This window comes from Streptococcus sp. C300 (genome assembly GCF_000187645.1).
Lineage (GTDB): Bacteria > Bacillota > Bacilli > Lactobacillales > Streptococcaceae > Streptococcus > Streptococcus oralis_CQ.
This window is the reverse complement of the sequence record NZ_GL732468.1, coordinates 11,034-19,821: the sequence shown is the minus strand read 5'-3', so window position 1 is coordinate 19,821 and position 8,788 is coordinate 11,034. Positions and strand designations below refer to the sequence as shown.

The 8,788-nt window shown below is 42.8% G+C and carries 8 protein-coding genes and 2 pseudogenes; 9 read left to right on the top strand and 1 reads right to left on the bottom strand.

From position 1 onward, the window contains the following. The 3 genes and pseudogenes from HMPREF0849_RS10690 to HMPREF0849_RS06410 all read left to right on the top strand — a co-directional run. A pseudogene (locus HMPREF0849_RS10690) lies at positions 1–418 on the top strand (Ltp family lipoprotein); the annotation flags it as partial. Between the two features lie 125 nt (positions 419–543). After that, the gene (locus tag HMPREF0849_RS06415) at positions 544–1,503 is read left to right on the top strand and encodes an ROK family glucokinase (protein ID WP_000078589.1); all 960 of its coding nucleotides are present in this window, start codon (positions 544–546) and stop codon (positions 1,501–1,503) included. A 98-nt stretch (positions 1,504–1,601) separates the two neighbouring features. Beyond that, positions 1,602–2,441, top strand: coding sequence for a thymidylate synthase (locus HMPREF0849_RS06410; RefSeq protein WP_000158607.1), 840 nt, complete (start codon positions 1,602–1,604; stop codon positions 2,439–2,441). Positions 2,442–2,483: 42 nt separating this feature from the next. On the opposite strand, the gene HMPREF0849_RS06405 is transcribed toward HMPREF0849_RS06410, so the two are convergent. Beyond that, positions 2,484–2,654 carry a DUF3042 family protein gene (locus HMPREF0849_RS06405; protein ID WP_001051782.1) on the bottom strand — a complete coding sequence of 57 codons (171 nt, stop codon included), beginning with the start codon at positions 2,652–2,654 and terminating at the stop codon, positions 2,484–2,486. 120 nt (positions 2,655–2,774) lie between these two features. Between HMPREF0849_RS06405 and miaA the strand changes: the two genes are divergently transcribed. The 6 genes and pseudogenes from miaA to HMPREF0849_RS06375 all read left to right on the top strand — a co-directional run. Further along, a complete protein-coding gene (gene miaA, locus HMPREF0849_RS06400; RefSeq protein ID WP_000850177.1) occupies positions 2,775–3,659 on the top strand; it encodes a tRNA (adenosine(37)-N6)-dimethylallyltransferase MiaA in 885 nt (294 codons plus the stop codon). After that, positions 3,652–4,890 carry a GTPase HflX gene (gene hflX / locus HMPREF0849_RS06395; RefSeq protein WP_000573207.1) on the top strand — a complete coding sequence of 413 codons (1,239 nt, stop codon included), beginning with the start codon at positions 3,652–3,654 and terminating at the stop codon, positions 4,888–4,890. Before miaA ends, hflX begins: the two co-directional genes overlap by 8 nt. Continuing rightward, positions 4,883–5,506 carry a hypothetical protein gene (locus HMPREF0849_RS06390; protein ID WP_000129722.1) on the top strand — a complete coding sequence of 208 codons (624 nt, stop codon included), beginning with the start codon at positions 4,883–4,885 and terminating at the stop codon, positions 5,504–5,506. The genes hflX and HMPREF0849_RS06390 overlap by 8 nt, the downstream gene beginning before the upstream one ends. A gap of 14 nt (positions 5,507–5,520) precedes the next feature. Then, entirely contained in the window at positions 5,521–6,450 is a 930-nt protein-coding gene (gene rnz, locus HMPREF0849_RS06385) for a ribonuclease Z (RefSeq protein WP_000354318.1), read from the top strand. A gap of 20 nt (positions 6,451–6,470) precedes the next feature. Then, positions 6,471–7,226 carry an SDR family NAD(P)-dependent oxidoreductase gene (locus HMPREF0849_RS06380; protein ID WP_001259185.1) on the top strand — a complete coding sequence of 252 codons (756 nt, stop codon included), beginning with the start codon at positions 6,471–6,473 and terminating at the stop codon, positions 7,224–7,226. Between the two features lie 250 nt (positions 7,227–7,476). Beyond that, positions 7,477–8,788, top strand: a pseudogene (locus HMPREF0849_RS06375) (sugar-binding domain-containing protein); the annotation flags it as partial.

Below are 8,788 nucleotides of genomic sequence, written 5' to 3'. Positions count from 1 at the left end.
AATGAATGGGTAGATGGTGGCCGTTACTATGTTGATTCTGAAGGCAAAATGGTAAGGGGCAAATGGGTAGATGGTGGCCGTTACTATGTAGGAAACGATGGTGTGCGGCAACCAAAACCAGCAGCCGGGAATCCATACTCAGCAGCTTTAAAGACAGCACAAGATTATAATAGGATTCATTTGTCAAAAAAGAATTTATGAGATGTTAATTTATGAAGGTTTTAATAGTGACACTGCACAATATGCTATCAATCATTTGCAAGCAGACTATAAGGCGAATGCCTTAGCTCAAGCAAGAGAATACCGAAAATATAACAATCTCTCAAAGACAGAAATTTATGAGAGGCTAACTTCTCCTTATTTTAGAAAATTTACTAAAGAAGAAGCCAACTATGCCATTCAACATTTAGGTGACTAATTTTTACAAATAGTGAAGCAAATGAGATGTTTTAATTTTGGCTTGTAGCCTGCAAACCTTTGCACAAATCTAACGATTTTGTTATACTATATCTGTAAGCATTTTCAATTAAAAAGGAGAAGACGATGAGTCAAAAGATTATTGGGATTGACCTTGGTGGTACATCTGTTAAGTTCGCAATTTTAACTCAAGAGGGAGAAATCCAAGAAAAATGGTCTATCAAGACCAACATTTTGGATGAAGGAAGCCATATTGTAGACGATATGATTGAGTCTATTCAGCATCGCTTGGACTTGCTTGGATTGTCTGCTACGGATTTCCGAGGCATTGGCATGGGTTCACCTGGTGTGGTTGACCGTGAAAAAGGGACTGTTATCGGTGCCTACAACCTCAACTGGAAAACCCTTCAACCAATCAAAGAAAAGATTGAAAAAGCCTTGGGGATTCCATTCTTCATCGATAATGATGCCAACGTAGCTGCTCTTGGTGAGCGCTGGATGGGTGCTGGTGACAACCAACCAGACGTTGTCTTTATGACACTCGGTACCGGTGTTGGTGGCGGTATCGTGGCTGAAGGAAAACTGCTTCACGGTGTTGCTGGTGCAGCAGGAGAGCTTGGCCACATCACTGTTGACTTTGACCAACCAATCGCATGTACCTGTGGTAAAAAAGGCTGTCTTGAGACAGTTGCTTCTGCAACAGGGATTGTCAACTTGACTCGTCGTTATGCAGATGAATACGAAGGCGATGCGGCCTTGAAACGCTTGATCGACGACGGTGAAGAAGTAACAGCAAAAACTGTCTTTGACCTTGCAAAAGAAGGGGACGACCTTGCTTTGATCGTTTACCGTAACTTCTCACGTTACTTGGGAATCGCTTGTGCCAATATCGGCTCAATCCTCAACCCTTCAACAATCGTTATCGGTGGTGGGGTGTCAGCTGCGGGAGAATTCCTTCTACAAGGTGTTCAAAAGGTTTATGACGAAAACACCTTCCCACAAGTACGCACAACAACTAAATTAGCTCTTGCAACTCTAGGAAATGACGCTGGAGTTATTGGAGCAGCGTCGCTTGTATTGCAATAAGATAAAAAAGGGGGAAAAACACTACTTTAAAGCTAGTGATTTTCCTCCTTTCTTTTTTTATGCTATACTAGTTAAGACTATAAATGAGGTGATAGTAAATGACAAAAGCAGATACGATTTTTAAAGAGAATATTGAACGAATCCTCAAAGACGGTGTTTTTTCTGAACAAGCACGTCCCAAGTACAAGGATGGGACTGTTGCCAACTCCAAGTACATAACGGGTGCCTTTGCTGAGTACGACTTGGCCAAGGGGGAATTCCCCATCACGACCTTGCGACCCATTGCCATCAAATCCGCCATCAAAGAAGTCCTCTGGATTTACCAAGATCAGTCAAATAGCCTAGAAGTGCTCAATAACAAGTACAATGTTCACTACTGGAATGACTGGGAAGTGGGAGACACGGGAACCATCGGTGAGCGCTATGGGGCGGTTGTTAAGAAACACGACATCATTAACAAGATTCTCAAGCAGTTGGAAGCCAATCCTTGGAACCGTCGCAATATCATTTCGCTCTGGGATTATGAGGCTTTTGAGGCAACTGATGGCCTTCTTCCATGTGCTTTCCAGACTATGTTTGATGTCCGTCGAGTTGATGGGGACATCTATCTAGATGCGACTTTGACCCAGCGTTCGAATGATATGCTGGTTGCTCACCACATCAATGCTATGCAGTATGTGGCTCTACAGATGATGATTGCCAAGCATTTTGGATGGAAGGTTGGAAAATTCTTCTACTTTATCAACAACCTCCATATCTATGATAATCAATTTGAACAAGCAGAGGAATTGCTCCGTCGTGAGCCGTCAAACTGCCAACCTCGTTTGGTTTTGAATGTGCCAGATGGGACTAATTTCTTTGATATCAAAGCCGAAGACTTTGAGTTGGTTGACTATGATCCGGTTAAGCCGCAGCTGAAGTTTGATTTGGCTATTTAAGAAAATAAAAAGAAGTTGAGATTTCTCAACTTCTTTTGTTGCTTAATGTGATACGCGGCGGCGAGCTGCTTTTTTGCGGTTTTCTTCGATGAAAGCTGCTTTTTGCTCTTCTGGCTCAATTACTTTCTTTTTAATTGCGTATACTGCACCTGCAACGGCAGCGACAGTTCCTGCGACACCTGTTACAAGACCTTTAGCGAATCCTTTAGCCATGAGTCTTCCTCCTTTATCTTCCCGATCAGCCAGACTCCTCAAGAGGTAGCATTTTTCTGACCGACCTTTTTGTGATATAATAATAGTAACGAAAAAATGGAAATTTTTCAAGGAAAAAAGATGAAAACAAAAATAATTGTGATTGTTGGACCGACCGCTGTTGGGAAGACAGCCCTTGCTATTGAAGTGGCCAAGCGCTTTGGTGGAGAGGTGGTCAGTGGTGACAGTCAGCAAGTATACAGAAGGCTAGATATTGGGACGGCCAAGGCTAGCCCAGAGGAGCAAGTAGCTGTTCCTCATCATTTGATTGATGTCAGAGAGGTGACCGAGTCTTACTCGGCTTTTGATTTTGTTTCAGAAGCTAAGAAGGCTATTGAGGATATTCAAAACCGTGGCAAGCTAGCCATTATCGCTGGAGGCACAGGCCTTTATATCCAGAGCTTGCTTGAAGGCTATCATCTAGGTGGGGAAACACCTCATGAGGAGATATTAGCCTATCGAGCTAGTTTAGAGCCTTTATCAGATGAAGAATTAGCCAATCTTGTGGAGCAGGCAGGCCTTGAAATTCCCCAGTTTAACCGTCGTCGTGCCATGCGCGCCTTGGAAATTGTCCATTTTGGTCAGGATTTGGAAAATCAGGAAAGTCCTTATGAACCTTTGATTATCTGCTTGGATGATGAACGCAGTCAGCTTTATGAACGTATCAATCGCCGAGTAGATCTGATGTTTGAGGCTGGGCTTTTGGATGAGGCCAAGTGGCTCTTTGACCATTATCCAGATGTGCAGGCAGCCAAAGGCATTGGCTACAAGGAACTTTTTCCTTACTTCCGTGGGGAGCAGACTCTCGAGGAAGCTAGCGAGAGTCTCAAGCAGGCGACACGTCGTTTTGCTAAGCGCCAGCTGACCTGGTTCCGTAATCGCATGCAGGTGACCTTTTATCAGATAGGAGAGTCTGGTGTGAAGAACCGCATTTTAAGCCAGATTGAGGAGTTTTTAAATGATTGAAACGGAGAAAAAAGAGGAACGGGTCCTGCTCATTGGTGTTGAACTGCAGGGTATGGAAAATTTTGACCTCTCCATGGAAGAGTTGGCCAGTCTGGCTGCGACTGCTGGAGCAGTTGTAGTAGATAGTTACAGACAAAAACGTGAAAAATATGATTCCAAGACTTTTGTTGGCTCTGGTAAGTTGGAAGAAATTGCACTGATGGTAGATGCGGAAGAAATTAGCACTGTCATCGTCAATAACCGTTTGACACCAAGGCAGAATGTCAATTTGGAGGAAGTTCTCGGTGTTAAGGTGATTGACCGTATGCAGTTGATTTTGGATATCTTTGCCATGCGGGCTCGAAGCCATGAAGGGAAGCTCCAAGTTCACCTTGCCCAACTAAAATACCTCTTGCCTCGCTTGGTTGGTCAGGGGATTATGCTTAGTCGTCAGGCTGGGGGAATTGGTTCCCGTGGACCTGGTGAAAGTCAGCTGGAGCTGAATCGTCGTAGTGTTCGTAATCAAATCACAGATATCGAGCGTCAGCTCAAGATCGTTGAGAAAAATCGGGCTACGGTCAGAGAAAAACGTTTGGAGTCGAGTACCTTTAAGATTGGTTTGATTGGTTACACCAATGCTGGGAAGTCAACTATCATGAACAGCTTAACCAGTAAGACCCAGTACGAAGCAGATGAGCTATTTGCAACTCTGGATGCGACAACTAAGAGTATCCATCTAGGTGGCAATCTTCAGGTAACCTTGACTGATACCGTTGGCTTTATCCAGGATTTGCCGACTGAATTGGTGTCCAGTTTCAAGTCGACCTTGGAAGAAAGCAAGCATGTAGACCTTCTAGTTCATGTCATTGATGCTAGCAATCCTTATCATGAGGAGCATGAAAAAACGGTTCTGTCTATCATGAAAGATTTGGACATGGAGGACATTCCTCGCTTGACCCTTTATAATAAAGCGGATTTGGTGGAGGATTTCACGCCTACTCAAACACCGTATGCCCTCATTTCTGCCAAGTCTGAGGATAGTCGTGAGCAGCTGCAAGCATTGTTTTTGGAGAAGATTAAGGAAATTTTTGAAGCATTTACTCTACGGGTGCCCTTTTCGAAGTCTTACAAGATTCATGATTTGGAAAGTGTAGCGATTCTGGAAGAGCGCGATTATCAAGATGACGGAGAAGTGATTACAGGCTACATTTCCGAGAAAAATAAATGGAGGTTAGAGGAATTTTATGACTGATATTAAAACCTTGGCTCTAAAGTATGGAGGTTATACAAGTCTGGATAAGGTCTATTTAGATCAGCTTCTAGCTAGCAAAACAGAGCAAGAGCAGTTAGCTCTCATCACACCTCCTCCGAGTGTAGTCAATGCCTACTTTGCAGAACTCTACCAGAAAAAGAGTCCTGAAGCTGCGACGGATTATTTTGCAGAACTCAGTCAGGAACTGAACATCTACAATGTTGAACCAAGTTTCACCTTTGAAAATAAGCCTTTTATTCGTCTGAACCTGTCGGGTAAATCTTTTGGATTTTGCTATGAGAGTGAGGGCTTGGGGCGGATCTTCTCTGAAAATGAAGAGGAAATCTCGGATGACTTGCTTTTTGAGATTGCACAAATTTTCCCTCATCAACTCGTCTTTGAAGAATCTGGAAAGATTTACATGAAAGCTGTCGGAGATGAAGAAGTTGTTAGTGTGAAGAATCTCACAGCTTTGACTGATTTAGAAAGTTTAGCAGATGGTCGCAAGCGTCTCAAAGGCTACAGCCAAGAGGATTTACTGCAAGAAGCTGTTGCTTTTTCTGGCAGTCGCTATTTCCGATCGGAAAATCGCACAGCTATGTTATATATTGATTAATTAGAAAGTATCGAATGGATATTCAATTTTTAGGAACAGGGGCCGGTCAGCCCTCTAAAGCCCGCAACGTTTCAAGTCTCGCCCTGAAACTCTTGGATGAGATTAACGAAGTTTGGCTCTTTGACTGTGGAGAAGGAACGCAAAATCGCATTCTGGAAACCACGATTCGACCACGGAAGGTCAGCAAAATCTTTATCACCCACCTGCATGGAGACCACATCTTTGGATTGCCAGGATTTCTCTCTAGCCGTGCTTTTCAGGCCAATGAAGAGCAGACAGATTTGGACATCTATGGACCGCAAGGAATCAAGTCATTTGTCTTAACCAGCCTTCGTGTGTCAGGCTCTCGTCTGCCTTACCGCATTCATTTTCATGAGTTTGACCAAGATTCTCTAGGGAAAATCCTTGAGACCGATAAATTCACTGTGTATGCAGAGGAGCTGGACCACACTATTTTCTGCGTTGGTTATCGTGTCATGCAAAAGGATCTAGAAGGGACCTTGGATGCTGAAAAACTTAAGGCTGCTGGTGTTCCGTTCGGCCCGCTTTTTGGAAAAATCAAAAACGGTCAGGACGTTGTTTTAGAAGACGGAACTGAAATCAAAGCTGCTGACTATATCTCAGCACCACGACCTGGTAAGATTATTACTATTCTGGGTGATACCCGAAAAGCCAATGCCAGTGTGCGTCTAGCTGTTAACGCTGATGTCCTTGTCCATGAGTCTACTTATGGCAAGGGAGATGAAAAAATTGCCCGCAATCACGGTCACTCAACCAATATGCAAGCAGCACAAGTAGCAGCAGAAGCAGGTGCTAAGCGCCTCTTGCTCAATCATATCAGCGCTCGTTTCCTTTCAAAAGATATCAGCCAGCTCAAGAAAGATGCGGCAACTGTTTTTGAAAATGTCCATGTGGTTAAAGACTTGGAAGAAGTGGAAATTTAGAAGATTGAGAAAGGATAAGTATGCGTACTATTCTGATTACCGGAGCAAGCGGTGGCTTAGCCCAAGAAATGGTCAAACTCTTGCCAAATGACCAACTCATCTTACTAGGTAGAAACAAGGAAAAATTAGCTCAACTCTACGGAAATCATCCTAATGTGGAATGGATTGAAATCGACATTACTGATGACTCAGCCCTAGAAGCTCTGGTAGCTGATCTCTATCTCCGTTATGGCAAGATTGATGTTTTGATTAATAACGCTGGCTATGGAATTTTTGAAGATTTCGACCAGATTTCTGACAAAGACATTCACCAGATGTTTGAGGTCAATACCTTTGCTCTGATGAATCTGTCTCGTCGTCTTGGAGCTCGCATGAAAGAAAACCGAAAAGGCCATATCATCAACATCGTCAGCATGGCAGGTTTGATAGCGACTAGCAAGTCCAGTCTCTATTCGGCGACCAAGTTTGCGGCTATTGGATTTTCAAACGCTTTGCGCCTCGAACTCATGCCCTATGGTGTCTATCTAACGACGGTTAATCCAGGACCGATTCGTACTGCCTTTTTTGACCAGGCTGACCCAGATGGGAGCTACCTCAAGTCGGTTGACCGCTTTCTCTTAGAACCAGATGTAGTTGCTAGAAAGATTGTCAAAACCATAGGAAAAAACAAACGGGAACTCAATCTCCCAGTTTTGTTGAACCTAGCCCATAAGTTTTATACCCTCTTTCCCAAGCTAGCTGATAAGTTGGCAGGGGGAATCTTTAATTATAAGTAAAAGGAGTTCCTTACAAAAGGAACTTTTTTATAATATTGAACTGAGAGTCAAAAATTTGTTTGCTTTTGTTCTAAATCTACATTCACTTTTTTCGAATCTTCTACAAATTTTAGAAAAAACAATCAAAAATATGATTTTTTGTGTTTAGGGTATTGAAATTTCCTATATTATTTTATAAAATAAAGGTAAAAGGCTATGAAAAAGTAATGCGCTTACAAAGAAATGGAAGCGGTTACTAAAGGAGGATTTTATGGAAAAAGGCCATTGGAATCGTAAAAGAGTATACAGCATTCGTAAGTTTGCCGTAGGCGCTTGCTCTGTCATGATTGGAACCTGTGCGGTTCTATTTGGAGGAAGTGTCATTGGAGAATCACCAGTTTTCGCGGATGAAACTCCGATTACTCACACTGTGGAACAAGCAAAAGAGGAAAGTCCGGCAGTGGAGGAAAAAGAAAATCAAGCTGTAGCAGAGCACAAGGATGCTGCAAGTGTCGATCAAAGTCAAGCCGCTCCAATTGAAGCAAGCAAAGCCGAGAAGAAAGAAGATGAACCTGTAGCTCCAAAAGAGGAGAAAGCGTCTCTCAAACCTGAAGAAACAGCTCCAAAGGTAGAATCTCAAGCTTCAAGTCAAGAAAAGCCTGTCAAGGAAGATTTGAAAGCTGCGACAAATGAAGAAGTGAATCAAATGATTGAAGATAGAAAAGTGAATTTTAATCAAAATTGGCACTTTAAACTCAATGCGAACCCTAAAGAAGCTGTGAAATCAGATGCAGATGTATCAACATGGCAAAAATTGGATCTCCCACACGACTGGAGTATCTTTAACGATTTTGACCATCAGTCACCTGCCCAAAACGAGGGTGGACAGCTCAATGGTGGAGAAGCTTGGTATCGCAAGACCTTTAAACTTGATGAAAAAGATCTCAAGAAAAATGTTCGAGTGACCTTTGATGGTGTCTACATGGACTCTCAAGTCTATGTCAATGGCCAGTTAGTGGGGCATTATCCAAATGGTTATAACCAGTTCTCATACGATATCACCAAATACCTTCACAAAGATGGTCGTGAGAATGTGATTGCTGTCCATGCGGTTAACAAACAACCAAGTAGCCGTTGGTACTCAGGTAGTGGTATCTACCGTGATGTGACCTTGCAAGTGACAGATAAGGTTCATGTTGAGAAAAATGGAACAACCATCTTAACACCAAAACTTGAAGAACAGCAACATGGCAAGGTTGAAACTCATGTAGCCAGCAAAATCGTCAATACAGATGATAAAGACCATGAATTGGTGGCAGAGTATCAAATCGTTGAACGTGGTGGTCAGGCTGTAACAGGCTTGGTTCGAACAGCGAGCCGTACCTTGAAAGCACATGAATCAACAAGCCTAGATGCGATTTTAGAAGTTGAACAACCAAAACTCTGGACCGTTTTAAATGACAAACCAGCCTTGTACGAATTGATTACGCGTGTATACCGTGATGGTCAGTTGGTTGATGCTAAGAAAGATTTGTTTGGTTACCGTTACTATCATTGGACTCAAATGAAGGATTCTCTTTGAA

Coding starts and splice junctions, on each gene's coding strand:
- HMPREF0849_RS06415 (WP_000078589.1), top strand. CDS start 544: ATGAGTCAAAAGATTATTGGGATTGACCTTGGTGGTACATCTGTTAAG.
- HMPREF0849_RS06410 (WP_000158607.1), top strand. CDS start 1,602: ATGACAAAAGCAGATACGATTTTTAAAGAGAATATTGAACGAATCCTC.
- HMPREF0849_RS06405 (WP_001051782.1), bottom strand. CDS start 2,654: ATGGCTAAAGGATTCGCTAAAGGTCTTGTAACAGGTGTCGCAGGAACT.
- miaA (WP_000850177.1), top strand. CDS start 2,775: ATGAAAACAAAAATAATTGTGATTGTTGGACCGACCGCTGTTGGGAAG.
- hflX (WP_000573207.1), top strand. CDS start 3,652: ATGATTGAAACGGAGAAAAAAGAGGAACGGGTCCTGCTCATTGGTGTT.
- HMPREF0849_RS06390 (WP_000129722.1), top strand. CDS start 4,883: ATGACTGATATTAAAACCTTGGCTCTAAAGTATGGAGGTTATACAAGT.
- rnz (WP_000354318.1), top strand. CDS start 5,521: ATGGATATTCAATTTTTAGGAACAGGGGCCGGTCAGCCCTCTAAAGCC.
- HMPREF0849_RS06380 (WP_001259185.1), top strand. CDS start 6,471: ATGCGTACTATTCTGATTACCGGAGCAAGCGGTGGCTTAGCCCAAGAA.